The sequence below is a fragment of the Bifidobacterium imperatoris genome, assembly GCF_002860405.1.
GTDB lineage: Bacteria > Actinomycetota > Actinomycetes > Actinomycetales > Bifidobacteriaceae > Bifidobacterium > Bifidobacterium imperatoris.
In genome coordinates this window covers 59238-79157 of record NZ_NMWV01000012.1, presented here as the reverse complement: position 1 = coordinate 79157, position 19920 = coordinate 59238, and the positions used below count along the sequence as shown (strand labels likewise).

The window sequence follows — 19920 nt, the reverse complement described above, 5'->3', positions numbered from 1 at the left end:
CCGGTACACCGTCGATGAGCTCGGCCTGCTCAACGAGCTATGGGAGCTGGTGCGCGTCAAGGCCAACCTGTTCACCCCGTCCAAGAAGCCGGTCGCGCGCGAAAGCACCCGGGACGGCCGTCCCCGCCGCGTCTACGACGCACCACGCACCCCGTGGGAGCGGCTCAAGGAGTTCGACGAGGCGGACAGGGCCGCCGGCGGCCCCGGCTTCATACCCGACGACAAGCGAGAGGAGATCGAACACACGCTCGCGACCGTGAACCCGGCCGAGCTCGTCCGCCGCATCCACGACATCCAGGACCGGCTCGAAGCACTGGCGGCACCGCGCACCGCGCGGCTGGCCAGACGCATGGGCCCGGACATGGCATACTTGAACAAGACGCTCGCCCGGATCGCGGGCGTCGAACCGGAAGACGACGAAACCCCACAAGCCGACGCGGACTAGGATTTCACGCTCACCACAGGTGAGGCACCACTCCGGATTACGCGCTCATTTTCAAATGAGGCACCTCGGCTAAAAATTCAAAGGCATATTCTGTCTACCTGCTGTTCCGATTTGTCTGTTCCCTGGCGGTTTCTATGTCCACAGTGCTTTCCATCGTGTACCACCTGGAGGTGGTGCAGCTGGATGCTTTCCAGCTTGTCCTGGTAGGGACGGTTCTGGAGACCTCCTGCTTTCTGTTCGAGATGCCCACCGGTGTGGTGGCGGATTTGTATAGCCGTCGGCGCTCGGTGCTGATTGGAATGTTCCTCTACGGCCTGGGCTTTCTGATGGAGGGTGCGCTACCGTGGTTCGCGCCGGTTCTGCTGGCCCAGGTTGTCTGGGGTTGCGGTGATACCTTCATCACCGGCGCTCTGGAGGCGTGGATTGCCTCGGAGGAAGAGGACAAACCCATAGACAAGGTGTTCCTGCGGGGCAGTCAAATGGGGCAAATCGGCGGCGTTCTGGGCGTGGTGCTGGGCACACTGCTGGGAAACATAAACCTGCAAATGCCTATCATCTTGGGGGGCAGTTTGTGCTTGTTGTTGGGGCTGGTGATGGTTCGCATCATGCCAGAAACCAACTTCTCCCCTGCTATTGAGGAACGGCAGGGCTTGCTTAAAGACTTTGTCTGCCTGTTCAAGCTCAACCTGGGCTTTGTGAAAGGCGCACCTGTGTTGCTGGCGCTCTTAGCAATCACACTATGCGGGGGACTTGCCAGTGAAGGCTTTGACCGGCTCTCCACCGCTCATTTTCTGGATGACACGGTAATACCCGTTATCGGGCCGCTGAACAGCGTCACTTGGTTCGGTGTTATCAGTCTTATCGGCAGCGGCTTAGGTATTCTGGCTTCTCAGTTGCTCATCGCCCGCATGGAGAAAAAAGGGACTGTCAGCCGAACCAGTGTGGCCATGTCCACCAGCGCCGGGTATATCCTGTGCCTGGTTCTCTTCGCGGTGGGGCGGAGCTTTTGGTTCATGTTGTTGGTGTTCCTGCTGGCGGGGCTTATGCGCACCATCAAGGAGCCTGTGCTGGCCGCCTGGATGAACGACCAAGTGGATGAGAAAATGCGCGCCACAGTCTTTTCCACCAGCGGACAGCTGGACTCTTTCGGGCAGATCATCGGCGGGCCTATTGTGGGGCTGGTAGCCCAGCAGGTGTCCATACCCTGGGGGCTGGTCTGTACCGCTTTCCTGCTGTTGCCCGCGCTGTTCTTAGTGCCGGTGGCGGGAAAGAAGCGGGATTGATATGGCATAGTTAAGTTTACTGACGAGCGGGAGATTACTTCCGCTCGTCTTCATTTAGTAGCGCAAAATTTGAGGACTCTTTATTTCCTTATTCGGTATAGCGGAGGCGGCTGTCAATTCGACATAATTTTCTTGTGATACTTTACCGTACATGAGCATTGACTCACGGCATATTGGGTGCTCTTCCAACTGTGTTTTGTTGGGTTTGGCAAACACTGTACCTATATCGATGTCTTATTCATTGTGCTGTTTTGATGAAGTCTTCGGCGAGTTGGTTGACGATCTGGTTGCGATGCTGGGCGACGATGCGCTGGTAGTGCTTTATGGCGACCTTCTCGCTGACGTGGCCGAGTTCATCCATGACCTCCCTCAGGGTGCCGCCCTTGAGCATGAGCAGGGTCGCATGGCTCGCTCTCAAGGATTGGAAGGTCAGATCGGGTCGGCCGGCTTTCTCCCTGGCTTTGCGGAACTGGGCTTCCAAAGTGGTCTGGCTCATCACCGAGGCTCGTCTGGGGCGGAAGACCATGGCTTCCTGGTCCGTCCATTCGCAGTGTCTGAGCAGATGGTCGTGAATCAGGGGAACGAGCCCGTCGGGGATGGGTACGGTGCGTCGGCTGGAGTCGGTCTTGGTCCTGGCGATGCGTGTCGAACCGCAATCCGTATAGCCCCTGTTGACGGAATGGCGCACGGTCAGGCGTTTGGCCTTCAGGTCGATGTCCTTGACCTGCAGGCCGCACAGCTCGCCGCAACGGAGGCCTCCGACGAGCGTGGCGAGTATCACCGCCAGTCTCGTGTAGTCGGGCATGTTCTCCGCGATCAGTTTGAGTTCCAGCGGCGTGACCGGCGGAACGTCCTCCCTGGCGGATCGCGGTGCGGGTGGTATGGGCAGAATGAACGGGTTATCACGGATCAGCGGCGGGGAGCCGTCCATACTCATCTTCGTGGCGCTGGCGAACGCCGCCTTCAGGCGCATGCATGAGCGGCGGAACGCCCATTGCCCCTCGGGGTGCGGCGCATCGTACCAACGTTTGATGTCCTTCGGCGTGATCTCGGTCAGGAGCTTGCCCTTGAAGCCCGGCATGAAGTGCGCGATGTCGAGATACAGGTTCCGGCGCGTGCCGCCGGCTATCCTCTCGCCGTTCGGCAGCCGGTATCCTTCCGCCCACCGGGTCACGTACTCCTCGAACGAGATAAGGTTCGCGCGCTTCCTGCGGCGGCGTTCGGACGGATGGACCCATTCCTGGATGTTCTTGCGGTCCAGTTCCACCAGATGCCGTTCCTCTTCGAGCCACTGGTGCGCCTCGTGCTCCATGTCCGGCTTGAACTGGCGCTGGACCTTCTTGCCCGGTCGTTTCGGGTCCGGGTACCGAACCTGCCAGGCGACGAGATTGCCTGCGGTATCGTAGCGCGGCGTCACGGTGCCGAACCTGCTCCGCCGCACCGGCGACGGCCCTGTACTGTCCTTCTTCGTCCTTGCGGACATGATGATGCTCCTTGCTGAATCCAGGATCGATGGCACGCATAACGGCTTCGGAAAAATGCCACCAAAAATGCCACCAAGTGGCCGAATGGGCCCTCGGCGAGCCATTGCACCTAAAAATGCACCTCTAGTGCCTTAGGCCTTGCAATCATTGAGGTTTAGGCTGATTCGATCACTCGTCACAGGTCGTTTCGACCATCAGCCGCATGAAGATGACGCTAAGGAGCAACACTGCTTGCGTGTCTATTGGAAGAAAGCGAGAACCGTTGCTATGATTGATTTTGTAAGTAATGAAGGTAAATTTATTTGCCCCCGGAGTGGTGGAGATGGACCTGTACGACGCTGGGCCGTATCCCCCTCTCTGGGGGTACTTCAACAAAAACCTCGGCCAATCGGTCGAGGTTTTTTCGTATGTTCATATGCGGCTGCACAAGCAACCCACGCATCCGAAAACATAACGAGGGACGTATGGCACAAGAGCACACAGGACCGGCCGAACCGTCACCCACCAACGCCCGCTTGCACAATCGCCAGCAGGCTTCCCCAGACCAACGAGCTGGAAAGCGTCTTGCGGCGTTCAAAGCGGCGTTTCCGCTCACCGTTCCCATCTGCCTCGGATTCCTGTTCCTTGGCGCCTCCTACGGCATTCTGATGGGCACGAAAGGCTTCTCGTTCGTGTGGCCCATGTGCATGAGCGCGTTCATCTTCGCGGGTTCGATGGAATTCGTCACCGTGAATCTGCTACTCTCTGCGTTCAACCCACTCGCCGGCTTCCTGCTGGCCCTGATGGTGAACGCTCGCCACCTGTTCTATGGCCTGTCCATGCTGGGCAGGTTCAAAGGACTCGGCTGGAAGCGCCCATACCTGATTTTCGGCATGTGCGATGAAACCTATGCCATCAATTCCACCGCGCGCATTCCGGATACGGTGGATCGCGGCTGGTTCTATTTCTGGGTGACTGTGCTGAACCAATGCTATTGGGTAGTCGGTGCCACTGCTGGCGGTATTATCGGCTCTCATCTACCGTTTGATACTACCGGTCTTGATTTTGTGCTCACCGCGCTGTTTCTAGTGATTTTCCTTGACCAATGGCTCGGCGGCAAGCATCGCGAACGACTGTCCGCAATTATTGGTGTGCTCGCAGCGCTTGCATGCCTCGTGATTTTCGGTGCCGAGAACTTCATGATTCCCGCGTTGATTGCCATGCTGGTGCTGTTCACCATATTGCGGCCTCATCTGGATACGCTCAACATCGAGTCCGAGAACACCGATGCTTCGCAGGAGGTTCGATAATCATGACTATGACCGTCTGGCAAGGGGTGTTCACCATCGTGGCCGTAGCGGTTGGCACAATGCTGACTCGATTCCTGCCGTTCATCATTTTCCCGGAGTCCAAGGAACCGCCACGATTCATCAACTATTTGGGTTCTGTGCTGCCTTATGCCATGACTGGCCTGTTGGTGGTGTATGCGTTGCGTAACACGCCGATTCTCACCGGCTCGCATGGTATTCCCGAGCTTATAGCCTGCGCTGTGATTGTGCTGTTGCACTGGTGGAAGCGCAATATGCTGCTTTCGATTGCAGCCGGCACGATAGTGTACATGCTGCTGGTGCAGCTGGTGTTCTAGAAACGAAATAAGGCTCCCCGCGGGGAGCCTTATGAGTATTCAGTCCTGAAGTTGCTTCTCTACCCAATCAACAATGTAGGGGGCAACTTCTTCGATCTGATCGATGGCGACTTCGAATTCATGCTGTCCGCCATACCAAGGATCCACCAGATCAATCTGATCCTCGCGCCCAGGCTTTGGCTTGGGCAGATTCGGGTCGAAACTGCGGTACATATGTACTTCGGCGCGCTTGCCGGCCGGCAGCATACGCAGCAACGCACGCATATGCGATGCGGTCATCGGCAGGAACAAATCGGTACGGTTGATTTCGTCGCGGGAAATGCGGTGAGCGAAGTGATCACGCGGGATTTCATCGCCGTAACCACGCTCACGCAGCACACGCACAGCGCGCGGATCAATCGGATGGCTCCACTCCTCATCCGATACACCGCTGGATTCCACGTTCACTTTGCTGCCTAATCCACGCTCATTAAAGAAGTGGCGCAGAATAATCTCTCCCATCGGAGAGCGGCAGATATTGCCGGTGCACACGGTCATTACGGTATAGGGATGGGTAGCGTTGCTCATCGATAACTTTCATCTCGTACACAGCCGTTTGGCTGCGTATTACTTGGTTTTCGTCAGAATGCAGAACTGGTAGGAGGCAATGCCGCAATCAGGGTTGGCGGGCTTCAAACGCTCCCCTACTTCAACTTCCTGCCACAGGCCGGCTTCAACCAGCGCTTTCATATCAGGCGCGTAGGAATCGGCATCCACTTGCGCATCCAACAGCGTCACATATGCCTTGTTGGCGAATGGCAACGCCTCGGCGAACAGTTGGGCTCCACCGATAACCCAGATTTCGGAGCGGTCCAGACCATCGTCCGGAATCGCCTCCTGGCGGGCCAGGTCGAGCGCATCGTCAAGACTCGTCACCACTGTGGCGCCAGGGGCGCTATACAGCGGATCACGAGAAACGACGATATTGTCTCGGTTAGGCAGCGGACGGTACTTCAAGCCCAATGACTCCCAAGTCTTGCGACCCATAATCACGGGGTGAGAAACCGTCAGCTCCTTGAAATGTTTCATGTCTTCGGCGCAATGCCACGGCATTCCGCCATTAAAGCCGATAGCGCCCGTGCGACCTTCTTTGTCGCGAGCCTCGGCCCAAATGAGATTCACCGAAAAAGTCTTAGGGAAATCATCTCCCCAATCCTCTTCGTTAGCAGACAGCCCGGCAGACCCGGGCTCGGGTTCGTGATAGCCGCTACGGCTACTGTCATGCTCCATTTCGCTTTACTCCTCCTGGATTCAACGGAACTGGGCCTTAGTGTAGTTGATGTGTCAGACTGCCGAGCCGTCAAAAGGACAGTCCAGTGGACTGTCCTTAGGCAAGGTGAGGCTCCGCACTATTAGCGGAGGAAGGTTGCAAGCTGGCGAAGTCAGACGGCCACAGGTGCCTTGATGGTGGGGTGATGCTGGTAACCCACGATGGTGAAGTCCTCGTACTGGTAGTCGAAAATCGAATCAGCCTTACGAATCTCAATCTGCGGGTACGGGTAGGGATCGCGCCCCAACTGTTCGAGCACTTGCTCAATGTGATTGTCATACACATGGCAGTCGCCACCGGTCCAGACAAATTCGCCAGGTTCGAGCCCAGCCTGCTGTGCCATCATCAGAGTCAGCAGCGAGTAGGAGGCCACGTTGAACGGCACGCCGAGGAACATGTCGCAGGAACGCTGATAGAGCTGGCAAGACAGCTTGCCGTTTGCCACATAGAACTGGAACAGCGCATGACATGGCGGCAGAGCCATGTTCTCCACCTCTGCCGGATTCCATGCCGAGACCACCATGCGGCGAGAATCCGGATGGTTTTTAATCAAATCCATCACATTGGCAATCTGATCGATGGTGTGATTGGGGTTTTCAGGCGTAGGAGCCGGCCACGAACGCCATTGTGCGCCGTATACAGGGCCCAAATCGCCGTTTTCGTCCGCCCATTCATCCCAAATATGCACATTATGTTCCTGTAGCCAACGCACATTGGTAGAGCCTTTCAGGAACCACAACAGCTCATATGCCAAACCTTTGAAGAACACTGTCTTCGTGGTGAGCAATGGGAAATAACTGGAGATATCGAACCGCATCTGCTGGCCGAATAGGGAAATCGTGCCCGTACCGGTACGGTCGGACTTCAGCGTGCCTTCGGTCAGAATCTTGCGTACCAAATCCTCATAAGGCATGGGAATGTTGGTTTGCGGACGAGCGGGGATACGTGAACGGATTTCTGCAAGTTGTTCTTCGGTCAAAGCCATGCGCACTATGGTAGCGGCAGGGGCAAGACCTCAACATCGCATTGGCGTCATGACTGGATAATCCACGGCCATTACATGATTCATACTCCCGGAACCACTGTGCTCGAGGCATAATGGAGAGGTCAATCAATGCCATGAGATGCCGTAAGGAGGCACACTATGGGTAAGCGACTGTGGGTGGAGCGTAACAAGGACGGTTCATGGGATGCGTTCAGCGATGATGGCGCACACATCAAGTTCGGTAAAGATCGCGGTCAGTTCACTCCGGGCGATCTGATGAAGGTGGCTCTGGCCGGCTGTGCTGCGCTTTCTAGCCAGTTCGCCATCGAGCATACGCTCGGCGAGGGCAAGGGCGCCAAAATCGTGGTGGATGGCTCCTATGACCCCGAGAACGACGCTTACACCGGCTTTGACGAGCAGGTTGTGGTAGATGCCTCCGATGCCGGTCTTTCCGATGAAGACGCCGAAAAGCTCAAGGAACGCATCACCCGCCATATCGACAAGGGCTGCACGGTCAAGCACACCTATGTGCAGGAGACCCCCGTGCGCATGAACGTGACCATCAAGCACTAGTCTTCCATTTTCCCGGTTCACGCAACCACGGTGTGGTTAATTCTCCACCGTGTGGTTTTTTAAAACCCTGTGATTTCGCCTTTTTGGTGAAATCACAGGGTTTTCGCTTACCACACCGTGGAAGTTTTGCCACACCGTGGAAATGTGCTTTTGCGCAGGATATTATAGCGCTAGCTTATTGACGCTCAGGATCGATGGTCTTCTCGATTTCCTTGACGACTTCCGGCTCAGCCTTGGTCACCGGGATCTCCTCAACGCCGGCAATCTCCTCCAGCGACTTGGTAGGCACTTCAGCCGGAGAGCTCGGCACGGTGTCCAGACGGGATTCCGCGGCTTCGACATACTTACGCGGCACCACATACACTGGGCCGACCGCGTGCTGCAGCAAACCCTGGCTGGTGGAGCCCAGCAGCAGACCAGTGAAACCACCGCGGCCACGGGAACCAACCACCACAACATCGTGATCGTAGCTGGCCTTGGTCAACGCGCTGACGGCCGGACCGGAGACGATACGCTTGTTGATCTTCAGGTTTGGATGAGACTCCTGCAACGGCTTGATGCGGACTTCCAAATCGTCCTCATACGACTTCAACACATCGTCCTCACCATCTATGCCCTTCAGGTTCGGCACGGCGGAGAGTACATCAAGCTCGGCATCCCAGCAAGTAGCGAAGTCGGCGGCAATCTCCAGAGCCTTCAGACCCCACTTGGATTCGTCGGAACCGACTGCCACCTTGGTGATGGTGTTATTCAAATGCATCAGATTGCCATCGTCATCGGTATACGGCACCACCACAATCGGACAGTAGGCGTATGCCGGCAGCGAGGAGGATGTGGTGCCCAGCAAGCGCTCGGCCAATCCGCCTTTACCACGGTTGCCAATCACAATCAGGTTGTAGTTACGAGACAATTCGACGAACACGGACGCAGGGTCGCCGGTAACAATCAGCGTAGCGGCCTCGACGCCCTGCTCATCAGCAATGGCCTTGGCCTTGGACAGAATCTCCTGAGCATCCGAATGCGCGGCGTTATCATCCCCCATTGCCGTGTACGTAGCATCAAATGAAACAGCGGCATAGCTGGGCAGGGAATACGCGCAGACAATCTGCAACGTGAGTCCGGCATGCTTCGCATAATTCGCGGCCCACCATGTTGCCTTATAGCTGGCATGCGACCCGTCAACGCCGACGAGAATGGCCTTGTCGTTAATCATGACGACCTCCTTGAAGTTATTGCGGCATCAGTACCGCATATCTCCAACAATACCGCGCGACACTCGCATGAGCCGGTAACGAAAATGCAGAAATGTTCTACAAAACAGTGAGCTCGCACACAACCATGCACATAACGCAAAAGGCTCTGCAGACATGCAAATCATGCCTACAGAGCCCTTAATACAAGCGTTACAGCTTGAAAAGCTTACGGAATGCGCACCACAGTGGTGAGCTTGTTCGGCAGCGTGCCGGCCAGTGCCACAACACCGCCAGTCCAGCCACCGTGAATGGCCTTGCCACCGCCAACATAGAGCGCCACATGATCATAGTGCACGCCACCATTGGTGCCATTGGTGTACTTGTAAATCAAAATGTCGCCCGGCTCCAACGTGCCATCGGTGACCACATAGCCGCCAGGTACGTTCACGTACTCTTCAGGCCAGCCGTGGAAATTAATGCCTCGTGCGGCCAGTGCCTTGGTAACCAGCGCCGTGCAGTCCATCGAGCTACCAATCAGTGAATAAGCGCGGTCAATGGAAGCTGCGGCACCGGCGGAGGCTGCGCTTCCAGAATCGGAGTAGCTCAGCGTGGAGCGAGAATCACTGCGGCTTGCCGCCTGTGATTGGGATTGAGTCTGCTCAGCAGCCTTCTTGGCGGCTTCTTCCTGGGCTTTCTTCTGAGCCTCGGCATCCTTTTCCGCCTGAGACTGGGTTTGGGGAACGTTCAGGCTTTCCACGTCTCCCCAGCTAGCATCACTGTCCACCTCGGTAGAAGTAGCTTCGGCAGTGAAATCCTTGCGTACCTGCGTATATGCGGGGAAGGATTTCGTGGAAGTGACGGTTTCCTGAGTCGAAGCCGCGGATGCGGCCGGGACAAAGGCAAACAAGCATGCGGCTGCGGCGCACACTGCCACCACAGAAGAAATCACAGAATTGGTCTTCATAAAACCCTTACTGTACACTGCACCAATCAACAAAGCTTGCTCATAGCGGAATACCAAGCTATGAGATAGCAGACATCCTTCGGCGTGTCGTGAGGAATACGGTATCAATCTACGGTATGAGCAGCATGAATACTGGCAGTACAAGTATGCCGGCAATACATACCGTCAGTAATGAATGTACTGGAACGTGCTGGCTTGCTCAGCGGTAAACGTGCGAGTGGAAATCACACCCAAGCCCTTGTAGTTGGATTCGGAAATCTCGATGGAACCATCAGAATTCACCTTTTCCACCACACCGACATGTCCGTAATAGGAGTCGGCGTTCTCCTGACCGGGCGCAAAGACCACCACATCACCGGTATGACGAGCGGTATTGTCAACCCAGTATCCACGAGAGCTGGCGGAATTTGCCCAAGAACGGGCATCTCCAAAGCTGCCGCCAATCGGCAGGCCCAACTCGGTGCGGCGCTGGTAGGCATACCAAGTGCACTGACCCCACGGATACGTGTTCTGGTTCTTGCCGGCATCATGGTTCGGATTGAATCCAGCTGGAATCGAACCTTGATCCTGATCCATCAGCGCAGCCACTACAGAGTTGCGCGCGGTATTGCGATTCATCAGGTTGGTGTCCAGCGTTCCTTCGGAATTGCTCAATCCCCAGCTGCTGGAGGAGTCCGTTGACGTGGACTGTGTATTGGACGAGCTCAGATCAGAACGCGCCTCGGAACGGGAAGCTGAGCTCACATCGCTCACGCGCTTGATCTGCGTGGTCGTAGTGGCGTTATCAGCGAGCGTCAAGTCCTCTTCCGGGCTGGCGAAAGCTATAGCGCCAGCTGCGGTACCAACCAGAGCGGCCAGCGATGCGGAAGCCAGAATATGGCTGCGGCGTTCGGCGGCACGGGCGGCCTGGCGAATAGAACGTCGGGTCTGCGGAGCAATCTCGTTAATCTTGGCGGCCACTGCGGGATCCAAGCCCAGAACAGCGGCATCGTCGCCCGCGGATTGCACAGCGCGAACAGAGCGAATGGAATGCGTCCCCTTACCAGAGGAGAACAGTGCCTTCGCTAAGCTAAACTTCTGGCTCGAAACCTTGGCCGCTTTATGCGAAGCATGCTTCATACCTAATAAACTCCTTGGTTTGGTTGACAACAGTACATCATGATCAGGTACTGCTGTACCGACACTGCCCACTACTTTACAACGAACATGTGTCATTTGATAACAAAAAAGCCTCCACAAGGGCGTGTCGAACCGGTTCGATATCGCTTTTTTGACAACGTATCAATCCGGCAACCGAGCAAATCTTGGCATTATTCCGTTGCAATGATTACCCTTATCTGACGTGACTACGACAGTAAAGATTCCCGATTCAATAAAGCCCAAGGACGGCCGCTTCGGCTCCGGCCCAAGCAAGGTGCGCTCAGAGCAGATTGCCTCTCTTGACGCCGGCGCCACCACACTGCTGGGCACCTCCCACCGTCAGCTCCCGGTAAAGCAACTCGTCGGTTCCATTCGCGAAGGATTGCACGCTTTCTTCAAGCTGCCGGACGGTTATGAGGTGGCGCTGGGCAATGGCGGCGCCAGCGCATTCTGGGAAATCGCATGCGCGTCTCTGATTACACGCCGTGCCGCATTCGGCACCTATGGCTCGTTCAGCGCCAAATTCGCAGCTTCCGCTGCAAACGCACCATTCCTTGAAGAACCGGCGATCTTCTCTTCTGAGCCGGGTACGTATCGACTTCCGGAATTCACCGAAGGCGTGGACACCTACTGCTGGGCACATAACGAAACTTCCACCGGTGTAGCGGCTCCGATTCACCGTGTTCCCGGCAGCCAGGAAGCCGGCGCCCTAACCGTTATCGACGGCACCAGCGCGGCAGGAGCCCTGCCTATTGATATCAGCCAAACCGACGTGTATTACTTCTCCCCACAGAAGGCATTCGGCTCGGACGGCGGACTTTGGATCGCAGTGCTCTCCCCCGCAGCCATCGAGCGTGCGGCCGGTGTGGAATCCAGCGCACATCTGGATGGCGCACGCCGTTGGGTTCCGCCATTCCTCTCGCTGACCAAGGCACTGGAGAACTCCCGCAAGGATCAAACGCTGAACACGCCTTCCGTGGCCAACCTCATCATGATGGAGAATCAGGTTCGCTGGCTGAACGATAACGGCGGCCTAGATTGGGCCACTGCACGTTGCGCCAAATCTGCGTCCCTGCTGTATTCATGGGCGGAGCATTCCGATTATGCGCAGCCATTCGTCTCCGACTATGATGCACGTTCCAACGCGGTAGTCACCATTGATTTAGATGAGCGCGTGCAAGCCAATCAGGTACTGGCTTTGCTGCGCGAAAACGGCATTGTGGATTGCGCCGGATACCGCAAGCTTGGTCGCAACCAGTTGCGTATCGGCGTATTCCCTTCAGTGGAACCTGCGGATGTGGTGAACCTGACCAAGTGCATCGACTACGTGGTCGAACATCTGTAAATTCAAGAACTACTAGATAGTAAGGAAACGTAGTAAAGAGGAATGTTTGACGTTCCTCTTTACTACAGTCTGTGACTATGAAGTTTGCGCCTATTATCGACCCAGCCGTCCGCAAGCCCGCCCCCAAGCCGGTGCGGGTTGATTTGCGTAAGGTTTTCGGCATCGGAACCGGACTATGGGCCGTGGCGTTGATTATCGCTCTGATTCTCGTGGCTATTGGGCGCGGCACGGAATCACTGGTCATCATATGCGCGTCCGGTGTCATCATCGGACTTCTGCTACTGATTTGGGAGTTCTTCGACCGCTGGGACTACCGGCGTCTGGGCTTGTAAAGCCAAACTCCAAACTTACTGAGCAAGCGGCAAGCTCAAGCTGAACGTACTGCCCTGCCCCTCGGAGCTCCACACGGACACATCACCATGATGGGTGAGCGCCACATGCTTGACAATGGCCAGACCAAGCCCCACACCTTCTGCAGTGCGTTCGGTTTGCGAAGCGCCTCGATAGAATCGCTCGAAAATACGCGATTGATCGCGCTTGGCGATTCCGGCACCCTGATCGATCACACGAATCACCGCGCGGTCGCCATCCTTAGACCGCGATGCCGAGACACTCACCACACCATGCTCCTTGGAATACCCGATGGCATTTTCCACCAGCTTGGTCACAGCACTATCGATTTGGTCGGCAAGCCCATTGATCACCAAGGCATCGTCACCCTTGAGCATCAGCTGCACACCGGACTGTTCGGCTTCCGGCTGCAGATGCTTCACAGTGGCGCGCAGTTGTTCCATTACATTAAGTCGATTCGCAGAAGACGGGGTGATGGGCTCCTGTGCCCGAATCAATAGCAGCAAGTCTGCAACCATATGATTCAGCTTGTTGCAGCTGGAGCGCACTTGGCGCGCATCCGCGGCAATACGGGCCTGATCAAGATCTCCATGTTCCAACGAATCCGCCAGCTGAGAAAGTGCCTGTGTAGGCTTCAGCAATTGTTCGGACACATTGGTGATGAATGAATCACGTACCTGACCGAATCGGACGATTTCGCTGACATCAGAAATCAGCACGATAACGAATTTCTCACTGATGCGGGCCACAGTGACTTTCAGCCAATTCGGGCGGGTCACAGATTGCGCGGTGACGTGTTCGTTGCCGCCACGCTCGCTGGCATAGCGCTCCGGCGTGCTGGTGGTCAGGTCGAACTGGCGCTTGCCACCGGATTTTCTTGCCTCATGCACGGCATCCAGCACCGTGGAATCAACAATGGTGTCCTCTTCGACTACGCCAAGATGGTAGGCGGCCGGACTGCAACGGACCACACCATCATGGTCATCCACCACAATCGAGGTTCCCGGCAGCATAGAGAGCAAAGCGGCGGTATCGTCAGACAAATCATCAGTATCATCGGCATCATCATGACCGAAGTTCAACGTTATCCGTTGTGTGGCCACCCCAATAACCACAAGAGCAATCACAACCAGCAGCGCAACGGATAGAACAATAAGCACGATCACGGCAGCAAGCGGCATTTGTGTCATAGCTAACATTGTTCCACACTCGGCGCGTCGAACACTGCTTATTACTTCGGCGCGCCGATAATATGAATTGCAAGTGAACAACCCAATGAACAATAAAACAACTTGAGGTTGCGTTTGCCTACGTTGAAGTAGCACTAAGCGGTATAAATAATAAACTGGTACAGGTTGCAACAAGCAAGCATGAAAGGCTAGAGAAATGCGCGTTATTTTCAACGAGGAGCTGAAGCAAGTCGCTGATGACCTCGACCATATGGCGCAAGATGTGCGCAAGGCGATCAACGGCGCCGGTGAAGCACTGCTGAAGCAGGATGTCGAAGCCGCGCAGACCGTGATCGACGGCGACATCGAGATTGACGCCCTTGAATCCTCCGTTATTGACCAGTGCGTCAAGCTGCTGGCCAAGCAGAACCCGGTGGCCACCGACTTGCGCGTAGTGGTTTCCACTCTGCGTCTGGCCTCCACTTTCGAGCGCATGGGCGATCTCGCTCGCCATGTGGCTGAAGCTGCTCGCCGCACCTACCCTGCTTCCCCGCTTCCTGAGTCCGCTCAGCCGGTGTTCGCTGAAATGATTGACTTCCTCAACCACACTGCCGACGAACTGGTCAACCTGCTGAACAACCGTGATGAGAAGCATGCGGAAAGCATCATTCTGAACGATGACAAGCTCGACGATCTGCATCACAAGACCTTCGAGCTGGCCCTGTCCGATGATGTGACCCGTCAGCAGACGGTGGACATCGTGCTGCTGGGCCGCTTCCTGGAGCGTCTTGGCGATCATGCGGTTTCCGCTGCACGCCGCGTGGCTTACATTGTCTCCGGTTTCGATCCGTCCAAGAAGCCGACTCGCGATGAAGGCATTGACATCGCCTGATAATTCAAGACCTATCCCCTAGGGGATGCCCGAAACGGCGATCCGGTTACGACTGGACGCCGTTTTCTTTTGTCCGCGTTCCTCCGGCTTCCCTTGTCAGGGGAGCTGTCAGCGACAGCTGGCTGAGGGGTAGTGTCACATGAAATGTATAGTTCACGATACATCGTACTTTGCCAGCATTTGCCGCACACATAACAAAGGGGACTGCACACGGATGTGCAGTCCCCTTGTCGTAAAGCGCTAACGCTTCAGATCACTTCTGGCCCTGAGCGGCGACGGCAGCAGCACCGGCAGCAGCAGCTTCCGGATCCAGGTACTCGCCACGCGGCTTGATCGGCTTGAAGTTCTCGTCCAGCTCGTACAGCAGCGGGATAGCGGTCGGGATGTTGACCTTGGCGATCTCTTCCTCAGACAGGTTATCCAGCATCTTGACGATGGCACGCAGGGAGTTGCCGTGAGCGGCAATCAGAACGGTCTTGCCAGCCTTCAGCTCCGGCTCGATAGCGGACTTGAAGTACGGCTCAACGCGCTTGACCACATCGGCCAGGCACTCGGCTTCCGGAACCGGATCGCCGGTGTAACGCGGGTCGTGGTTCTGGGCGTACTCGTCGTTCGGATCGATCTCGGGCGGCGGGGTGGCGTAGGAACGACGCCACAGCATGAACTTCTCGTCACCGTACTCTTCACGGATCTCGGTCTTGTTCTTGCCCTGCAGAGCGCCGTAGTGACGCTCGTTGAGACGCCAGTTGCGCTCGACCGGAATCCACAGACGATCTGCGGCATCCAGTGCGATGTTGGCGGTGTTGATGGCACGACGCAGCAGGGAGGTGAACACGATGTCCGGCAGGACGTTCTTCTCCTTAAGCAGCTCGCCGCCACGCTTGGCTTCGGCTTCACCCTGTTCGGTCAGCGGTACGTCGACCCAACCGGTGAACTGGTTGGTTTTATTCCATGCGCTCTGTCCATGACGGAGCAGTACTAGTTTGTAAGACATACGGCCAGTCTACCGCCCAAAGTCGCCAAATGCGAACATTCATCTTATGTTTCGCGTATCGAAAAGGTAACGTTATGCGATGATTGCGGAAATGGCCGTCACTACTGCAAACAGCAGGGTCTGGAATCCCGCATCGCTTAATGCAGTGCGGAACTGATGTTTCGGCACGCTGGATACCATTCGAATCGGCACTGCGATACCGGAAAGCAGCAATATGCCGCCCCACGGCATCCACAGATACATACACAGGAATAAGCCCAACGCCCAGGCAAGGATACAGCAGACCATGAGCATGGTGATGGCATGATCCCGCCCCATGCGCACAGCCAATGTACGCTTGCCATGCTTGGAATCGGATTCGATATCGCGCAGATTATTGACCATCAGCAGCATTGCGGCATTGAGCCCGCAGCAGATGGCTGCAGCCACTGCGAGGGCGTCGACGGTACCGCTCAACGCATATTCGGTACCGAGTACTGCGGCAAGTCCAAAGAATAGGAACACCGCAAGCTCACCGAGCCCGGCATAGCCATACGGATGTTTGCCACCGGTGTAGAACCAACCAGCAATAAGGCTTGCAGCTCCTACGGCCAGCAGCCACCACGCCTGCGAAATGATAACCGCCGCCAAGCCGCAGACAGCGGCGAGCGCCGCGGCAACACCGGCTGCGATAAGCACATGCTTCGGCGGCACTCCGGATGCGACCAAACGCTGTGGCTTCGAGGCTCGGCCGTTCTCTGATTCCGCCGAATTCCGACCTTCATCAGTGCCTCGTACACCATCTGAATAATCATTGGCGAAGTTGACTGCGATTTGCAGGAATATCGCCACAAGCATGCACAGTATGGCCACCGGCCAGAAATGAGCCCGCAGAGGCTCGACTATGGCTCGATTGGCAACGCATGCTTGCGGCACTGGAGAGATATCGATACAGGCGCCGAGCTGATCAATGTGTCGAGATGCTAATGCCGCTCCCACCAGCACTGGTGCAATAGAGGCGGGCAATGTCTTGGGGCGCAAACCACTGAGCCATAAACGTAAATCCATGCTTCTCAGCGTAGACCATAAGAAATCACTGCGTACTTAAGGGGAGCCGATTTCTCACAGTGAGGCAATGAATCCAATGGAGCCAATGGCTACAACGACGGGCTGTGTTCCAGCTCATCGGCATCGTCACGGTTCATGTCCAATGCCAAGGCCGCACGCCGTGAAGCCGAGGCATCCGCTTGCATTTCGCCTTCCAGCCCGTCAAAAATATCGCATACGTGCACGCCCAATGTTCCCGCGAGCGCATATAGCGTGGAAAGCTTGGGAGACCTTCTCCCCTGCTCGATGTAGCCAATGGAAACGCGATCCATGCCCAGCTGCTCGGCCAGCTGCTCTTGCGATAAGCCACGGGATTTGCGCAGCATCTGGACGCGGCGACCGACCGCCCAGAGGAAGCGTTGATAACTCGTGGTTGACATGGTGACCATTGCAATGCAGAGGCCACCATAAGTCCACTAACAGCCGGTTAGCATTTTGGAAATGCTAACCGGCTAGTAGCCGAGTTGCGACCGTTAATAGCCGCGACCCGTCTCTGGGCCGAAGTTGTTCCTGCGGTCGAGGCCCGCAACAGCACCCTGTCTAGCCGCACCCGCCAGAATCCGCTCCGCCGCGGCCACGGTGTCCTCGGCTGCACGAGTCACTCGGCGGCCTTCCGGCGTCTCGCCGTAAAGCGGATGAGTGGTGATGTCGTAGGGTGCCGCGAGTTCCGGCTCACAACCTCGCTCGAACACGTAGATGCGGTCAAGCGGCATCCGCATCACCTCGCCCGGGTCGCAGCCGATTCTCAGACTAATCTGACGAGCAGTGTCCGTATCCTGCCCGCCCAGGTACAGCCAATGGTCGCAGTTGTTGGCGATGCTGGCGGCGGTCGCCGCACCGTACATGCTTTCCAGCTGCGTGAGCGACTGAAGAATCACACTGACCGATATTCCTCGCGAACGAATCACCGCAATGACTTTGTCGAAGTCGGGGATGCGGCAGTTCGTGGCGAAGTCGTCGAGATACATGCGCACCGGCACCGGTAGGCGGTTGCCTTCGCATTGGGTGTCGGCGAAGCGGCACAGCTGCTGCAACGCCTGCGTGTAGAACAGGTTGACCATGCGATCCATCGAACGGTCCGTGTCGGAGACGTTGACGAACACCGCCCAGTGGCCTCGACCAAGTTTGGCAAAGTCGATGCGCTCGGAGCGCGTGAACATCCCGGTTGCACCGCGGAATGCCATCGGCGCGAGCTTGGATTCGAGGATGCCGCGGATGGAGGAATCCATCTTGTCCGCACGCTGCGAGGCTTGGATGGCCCTCCAGCGGCGGGCTGTCATGCCTTGGGGGTCGATCTGACACATCTCATCCATCATGACGGGAATCGACCCCTCGTTCATCACACTGACCATGCGCTGCACAATGGCGAGGTTCTGTTCTTTTTTCGGCAGGCATTGCATCGTGTATGCGATGAATGCGGAGAGGTACATGGCACCGGCCTGATCCCAGAATGGATCCTTGTTGTTTTCCACCGGGCTGATGGCGGAGGCGATGGCAACCACATCCTGTTCATTGAATTCACCATCCGGATTGGTACGGATGAAATCGAGCGGGTTGTAACCGATCATTCTCGTTCCCGGCGTATTGCATACCGGGCTTGGCCCCCAGCCTGCCAGATCAGTGAAATCCACGCACACCACGCGGTAACCGTGGGAGGCGAGCACCGGACCGATCTCGCTGACCAGATTGCCCTTGGTGTCGGTAACGATGACGGATTCGTTCATCTGCAGCAGGTTGGGCTTCACATACCCACGGGTTTTGCCGGCACCGGACGGACCGATGATCAGGTCGTTGTTGTTGAGGTGGGAGACGCGGGTGTTGTTGGAGGCGGTGATTCCTGCGGCGAGAATCCGCTCGCCCAGGGTGGAAGAATCAATGGTATTGACGAATGTGTTCATAGATGCTCCTCTCAGTTGATCAACAGAACTCGAACCAGTCAAGCGAGACGGAAGTCGGCCATCTTCGCCAACGGCGCGATGATTGCGGCAAGATTCACGTCCGCGTCCCCATCGCCCATCGGGCGAGTGGTGTTTCTCTCTTCTGTTGTCCAATACGAATCAATCGCATTGGTTTGCATCAAGGACGCCTCGCCCAGCAACGGAAATGCGGGCACGTCCAACTGTTCGATTCTGGCGAGCACCGCCCGCCGCATCGGTGCCACCGTGGTGACGCCTACGAGCAGCGAGCAGCCCTCGAAGTAGTCGGCGAGCGGCAATCGTCGCAGCGAGTCAAGCAGATTGTCGTTGCGCAACCTACTGGTGCGGTCGGCCTTGTTGAGGCTTTCCCGCAAGCGCTGCTCCAGAGGAATCCGTGGAATCCTAGGAGCTTTGCCGCTCTTGGATTGCAATGGCTTCGTGAATCCGACCCACCGCTGTCCATCTTTCTTGCGGCGTTCTCGTCGCCTTTCACCGGCCTTGGAGTCCAGGCCCAGGGGGCGGACGAGACAATTGACCGCCTCACCAATCTTGCCGACCGGCTCACTGTGGGTCGGCGTGTACCACAGGTTGTCGGCATCGAGCCGTAGTAACTTGCCGCGCAGCAGCCGGGCTAGGCTTGCCACGCTCATGTCTGGACTGATTTTCACCTCCCGCTCGGCAGTATCAATGGCTTCGACAGCATCCTTGAGCTCGTTGTAGAACAACTCCTGACGTTCGTTGTTCTCAAACTCGTCCGGGTCGAAGTCCTTGAATGCAAAATCCTCGAAATCGATATCATCCAGGTCAAGGTCCGAGAAATCGCCGTCAATACCACCGGCAATCCCCGTATCTTTCTCTTTATTATTTGTCTGCTGCGGCTCATGAACCTCTATGCCGAGGGCCACGGCCGCGGCACAGTATTCGCGAAGCGACATGCAAGCCACATCGCGAATCACCGATGCCGCATAGTCGGGGCTGGTGTGCCGGTAGCCCCCTAGTCGGCGGAATCGTTCTTCCAGCGGAACTCGAATCAGTGCACTACCTCCGGTGTTCTCGGAATTCATTCCCATGCGTTCCTCTCACGCTTAACGGCTTCAGGTCAACAAGACCGACCGTCGCTGTATTCCACGGTGGACATGAATGTATCGCCGGCGCATCGAATCCGCT

The 19920-nt window shown here is 56.5% G+C and carries 20 protein-coding genes and 1 pseudogene; 8 read left to right on the top strand and 13 right to left on the bottom strand.

Annotation, left to right across the window (positions count from 1 at the left end; all coding sequences use genetic code 11):
- Nucleotides 1-445 (top strand): annotated as a pseudogene (locus tag Tam1G_RS05550) (integrase catalytic domain-containing protein); the annotation flags it as partial.
- 98 nt (nt 446-543) lie between these two features.
- Nucleotides 544-1728 carry a tetracycline efflux MFS transporter Tet(40) gene (gene tet(40), locus Tam1G_RS05545; protein ID WP_033495414.1) on the top strand — a complete coding sequence of 395 codons (1185 nt, stop codon included), beginning with the start codon at nt 544-546 and terminating at the stop codon, nt 1726-1728.
- Nucleotides 1729-1966: 238 nt separating this feature from the next.
- On the opposite strand, the gene Tam1G_RS05540 is transcribed toward tet(40), so the two are convergent.
- Complete coding sequence (locus tag Tam1G_RS05540) at nt 1967-3211, bottom strand: tyrosine-type recombinase/integrase (protein ID WP_051923789.1); 1245 nt, start codon at nt 3209-3211, stop codon at nt 1967-1969.
- A gap of 465 nt (nt 3212-3676) precedes the next feature.
- Here Tam1G_RS05540 and Tam1G_RS05535 point away from each other — a divergent pair, with 465 nt between their 5' ends.
- A complete protein-coding gene (locus Tam1G_RS05535; RefSeq protein ID WP_101625739.1) occupies nt 3677-4501 on the top strand; it encodes an AzlC family ABC transporter permease in 825 nt (274 codons plus the stop codon).
- A 2-nt stretch (nt 4502-4503) separates the two neighbouring features.
- Nucleotides 4504-4836 carry a branched-chain amino acid transporter permease gene (locus Tam1G_RS05530; protein WP_033889835.1) on the top strand — a complete coding sequence of 111 codons (333 nt, stop codon included), beginning with the start codon at nt 4504-4506 and terminating at the stop codon, nt 4834-4836.
- A gap of 39 nt (nt 4837-4875) precedes the next feature.
- Here the strand turns inward: Tam1G_RS05530 and Tam1G_RS05525 are convergent, their stop codons facing one another.
- The 3 genes from Tam1G_RS05525 to Tam1G_RS05515 all read right to left on the bottom strand — a co-directional run bounded on the left by Tam1G_RS05525 (nt 4876) and on the right by Tam1G_RS05515 (nt 7058).
- Entirely contained in the window at nt 4876-5403 is a 528-nt protein-coding gene (locus Tam1G_RS05525; RefSeq protein ID WP_101625738.1) for a low molecular weight protein-tyrosine-phosphatase, read from the bottom strand.
- Between the two features lie 39 nt (nt 5404-5442).
- Nucleotides 5443-6105 carry a dihydrofolate reductase gene (locus Tam1G_RS05520; RefSeq protein WP_101625737.1) on the bottom strand — a complete coding sequence of 221 codons (663 nt, stop codon included), beginning with the start codon at nt 6103-6105 and terminating at the stop codon, nt 5443-5445.
- A gap of 152 nt (nt 6106-6257) precedes the next feature.
- A complete protein-coding gene (locus Tam1G_RS05515) occupies nt 6258-7058 on the bottom strand; it encodes a thymidylate synthase (RefSeq protein ID WP_242689721.1) in 801 nt (266 codons plus the stop codon).
- Between the two features lie 231 nt (nt 7059-7289).
- Between Tam1G_RS05515 and Tam1G_RS05510 the strand changes: the two genes are divergently transcribed.
- The gene (locus Tam1G_RS05510) at nt 7290-7703 is read left to right on the top strand and encodes an OsmC family protein (RefSeq protein WP_101625735.1); all 414 of its coding nucleotides are present in this window, start codon (nt 7290-7292) and stop codon (nt 7701-7703) included.
- Nucleotides 7704-7878: 175 nt separating this feature from the next.
- Here the strand turns inward: Tam1G_RS05510 and Tam1G_RS05505 are convergent, their stop codons facing one another.
- The 3 genes from Tam1G_RS05505 to Tam1G_RS05495 form a co-directional block, all read right to left on the bottom strand.
- Entirely contained in the window at nt 7879-8916 is a 1038-nt protein-coding gene (locus tag Tam1G_RS05505; protein ID WP_101625734.1) for a universal stress protein, read from the bottom strand.
- A 206-nt stretch (nt 8917-9122) separates the two neighbouring features.
- On the bottom strand, nt 9123-9860 hold the full coding sequence (locus tag Tam1G_RS05500; protein WP_101625743.1) for an NlpC/P60 family protein: 738 nt from the start codon (nt 9858-9860) through the stop codon (nt 9123-9125).
- A gap of 165 nt (nt 9861-10025) precedes the next feature.
- A complete protein-coding gene (locus Tam1G_RS05495; RefSeq protein WP_101625733.1) occupies nt 10026-10979 on the bottom strand; it encodes a CHAP domain-containing protein in 954 nt (317 codons plus the stop codon).
- A gap of 223 nt (nt 10980-11202) precedes the next feature.
- Between Tam1G_RS05495 and serC the strand changes: the two genes are divergently transcribed.
- Both serC and Tam1G_RS05485 read left to right on the top strand, forming a co-directional pair.
- Nucleotides 11203-12345 carry a phosphoserine transaminase gene (gene serC / locus Tam1G_RS05490; protein ID WP_101625732.1) on the top strand — a complete coding sequence of 381 codons (1143 nt, stop codon included), beginning with the start codon at nt 11203-11205 and terminating at the stop codon, nt 12343-12345.
- Nucleotides 12346-12422: 77 nt separating this feature from the next.
- The gene (locus Tam1G_RS05485) at nt 12423-12677 is read left to right on the top strand and encodes a DUF2530 domain-containing protein (RefSeq protein ID WP_033889845.1); all 255 of its coding nucleotides are present in this window, start codon (nt 12423-12425) and stop codon (nt 12675-12677) included.
- A 15-nt stretch (nt 12678-12692) separates the two neighbouring features.
- Here the strand turns inward: Tam1G_RS05485 and Tam1G_RS05480 are convergent, their stop codons facing one another.
- Complete coding sequence (locus Tam1G_RS05480) at nt 12693-13886, bottom strand: sensor histidine kinase (RefSeq protein ID WP_101625730.1); 1194 nt, start codon at nt 13884-13886, stop codon at nt 12693-12695.
- 196 nt (nt 13887-14082) lie between these two features.
- Between Tam1G_RS05480 and phoU the strand changes: the two genes are divergently transcribed.
- Nucleotides 14083-14757 carry a phosphate signaling complex protein PhoU gene (phoU, locus tag Tam1G_RS05475; protein ID WP_033889848.1) on the top strand — a complete coding sequence of 225 codons (675 nt, stop codon included), beginning with the start codon at nt 14083-14085 and terminating at the stop codon, nt 14755-14757.
- A gap of 253 nt (nt 14758-15010) precedes the next feature.
- Here the strand turns inward: phoU and Tam1G_RS05470 are convergent, their stop codons facing one another.
- The 5 genes from Tam1G_RS05470 to Tam1G_RS05450 all read right to left on the bottom strand — a co-directional run bounded on the left by Tam1G_RS05470 (nt 15011) and on the right by Tam1G_RS05450 (nt 19823).
- Nucleotides 15011-15751, bottom strand: coding sequence for a phosphoglyceromutase (locus Tam1G_RS05470; RefSeq protein ID WP_101625729.1), 741 nt, complete (start codon nt 15749-15751; stop codon nt 15011-15013).
- Between the two features lie 72 nt (nt 15752-15823).
- Nucleotides 15824-16798, bottom strand: a complete 975-nt coding sequence (gene menA, locus Tam1G_RS05465; protein ID WP_101625728.1) for a 1,4-dihydroxy-2-naphthoate octaprenyltransferase — start codon at nt 16796-16798, stop codon at nt 15824-15826.
- An 89-nt stretch (nt 16799-16887) separates the two neighbouring features.
- Nucleotides 16888-17217, bottom strand: a complete 330-nt coding sequence (locus Tam1G_RS05460; RefSeq protein WP_165781915.1) for a helix-turn-helix transcriptional regulator — start codon at nt 17215-17217, stop codon at nt 16888-16890.
- A 93-nt stretch (nt 17218-17310) separates the two neighbouring features.
- On the bottom strand, nt 17311-18735 hold the full coding sequence (locus Tam1G_RS05455; protein WP_101625726.1) for a VirD4-like conjugal transfer protein, CD1115 family: 1425 nt from the start codon (nt 18733-18735) through the stop codon (nt 17311-17313).
- Nucleotides 18736-18773: 38 nt separating this feature from the next.
- Complete coding sequence (locus tag Tam1G_RS05450; RefSeq protein ID WP_133124981.1) at nt 18774-19823, bottom strand: hypothetical protein; 1050 nt, start codon at nt 19821-19823, stop codon at nt 18774-18776.
- Nucleotides 19824-19920 lie beyond the last annotated feature (97 nt).

Coding starts and splice junctions, on each gene's coding strand:
- Tam1G_RS05540 (WP_051923789.1), bottom strand. CDS start 3,211: ATGTCCGCAAGGACGAAGAAGGACAGTACAGGGCCGTCGCCGGTGCGG.
- Tam1G_RS05535 (WP_101625739.1), top strand. CDS start 3,677: ATGGCACAAGAGCACACAGGACCGGCCGAACCGTCACCCACCAACGCC.
- Tam1G_RS05530 (WP_033889835.1), top strand. CDS start 4,504: ATGACTATGACCGTCTGGCAAGGGGTGTTCACCATCGTGGCCGTAGCG.
- Tam1G_RS05525 (WP_101625738.1), bottom strand. CDS start 5,403: ATGAGCAACGCTACCCATCCCTATACCGTAATGACCGTGTGCACCGGC.
- Tam1G_RS05520 (WP_101625737.1), bottom strand. CDS start 6,105: ATGGAGCATGACAGTAGCCGTAGCGGCTATCACGAACCCGAGCCCGGG.
- Tam1G_RS05515 (WP_242689721.1), bottom strand. CDS start 7,058: ATGCCTTATGAGGATTTGGTACGCAAGATTCTGACCGAAGGCACGCTG.
- Tam1G_RS05510 (WP_101625735.1), top strand. CDS start 7,290: ATGGGTAAGCGACTGTGGGTGGAGCGTAACAAGGACGGTTCATGGGAT.
- Tam1G_RS05505 (WP_101625734.1), bottom strand. CDS start 8,916: ATGATTAACGACAAGGCCATTCTCGTCGGCGTTGACGGGTCGCATGCC.
- Tam1G_RS05500 (WP_101625743.1), bottom strand. CDS start 9,860: ATGAAGACCAATTCTGTGATTTCTTCTGTGGTGGCAGTGTGCGCCGCA.
- Tam1G_RS05495 (WP_101625733.1), bottom strand. CDS start 10,979: ATGAAGCATGCTTCGCATAAAGCGGCCAAGGTTTCGAGCCAGAAGTTT.
- Tam1G_RS05485 (WP_033889845.1), top strand. CDS start 12,423: ATGAAGTTTGCGCCTATTATCGACCCAGCCGTCCGCAAGCCCGCCCCC.
- Tam1G_RS05480 (WP_101625730.1), bottom strand. CDS start 13,886: ATGACACAAATGCCGCTTGCTGCCGTGATCGTGCTTATTGTTCTATCC.
- phoU (WP_033889848.1), top strand. CDS start 14,083: ATGCGCGTTATTTTCAACGAGGAGCTGAAGCAAGTCGCTGATGACCTC.
- Tam1G_RS05470 (WP_101625729.1), bottom strand. CDS start 15,751: ATGTCTTACAAACTAGTACTGCTCCGTCATGGACAGAGCGCATGGAAT.
- menA (WP_101625728.1), bottom strand. CDS start 16,798: ATGGATTTACGTTTATGGCTCAGTGGTTTGCGCCCCAAGACATTGCCC.
- Tam1G_RS05460 (WP_165781915.1), bottom strand. CDS start 17,217: ATGTCAACCACGAGTTATCAACGCTTCCTCTGGGCGGTCGGTCGCCGC.
- Tam1G_RS05455 (WP_101625726.1), bottom strand. CDS start 18,735: ATGAACACATTCGTCAATACCATTGATTCTTCCACCCTGGGCGAGCGG.
- Tam1G_RS05450 (WP_133124981.1), bottom strand. CDS start 19,823: ATGGGAATGAATTCCGAGAACACCGGAGGTAGTGCACTGATTCGAGTT.